Origin of the sequence: Streptomyces sp. NBC_01275 (assembly GCF_026340655.1) — a bacterium.
In the GTDB taxonomy this organism is placed as follows: Bacteria; Actinomycetota; Actinomycetes; order Streptomycetales; family Streptomycetaceae; genus Streptomyces.
The window spans coordinates 1-646 of sequence record NZ_JAPEOZ010000007.1; the positions used below are offsets into that span (position 1 = coordinate 1).

At 76.8% G+C, this 646-nt stretch carries 1 pseudogene; it reads left to right on the forward strand.

Annotated features, from left to right (window positions below):
* Window positions 1-646 (forward strand): annotated as a pseudogene (locus tag OG562_RS45895) (hypothetical protein); the annotation flags it as partial.

Below are 646 nucleotides of genomic sequence, written 5' to 3' on the forward strand. Positions count from 1 at the left end.
GGTCGTACGGAGGACGCGCTGCGCGCCCAGGCGCAGCGGCTGGCGGCGCATCTGGCGGACCGCCCTGAGGTGTCGGTCGACGCGGTGGGCGCCGCGCTGGCCCGCGGCAGGTCGGTGTTCGAGCATCGTGCGGTGGTGCTCGGCGCCGACCGCGCCGAGCTGCTCACCGGGTTGACGGCCCTGGCCACGGGATCCGACTCCCTCAGCTCGCCCAGCTCCCCTGACTCTCCCGGCCTGGCGTACGGCCGTGTCGCCGCCGACGCCCGGGCCGTCCTCGTGTTCACCGCCCGGGGCCTGGGTGCGGACCTCGGCTGGGCGGCACGGCTCGCCGAGACGTCTCCGGTGTTCGCCGAGCGGCTGGACCTCTGCGAGGAGGCGCTCCGCGCGTTCACCGACCGGCCGCTGCGCGACGTGCTGCGCCCGACCTCGGCGGCCGACCGGGACGCCGTCGGCGAACGGGCCGCGCGCTGGGCGGTGTTGGTGGCGCTCGGCGGGCTGTGGGAGGCGTTCGGGGTCCGCGCTGCGGCGGTCGTCGGCACGACGGACGGCGACGACGAGGGCGAGAGCGGGAACGGGAACGGGAACGGGAACAGGGACAGGGACGGGAACGCCATGGGCGATGTCGCGGTGCTCGCCGCGGCCTGCG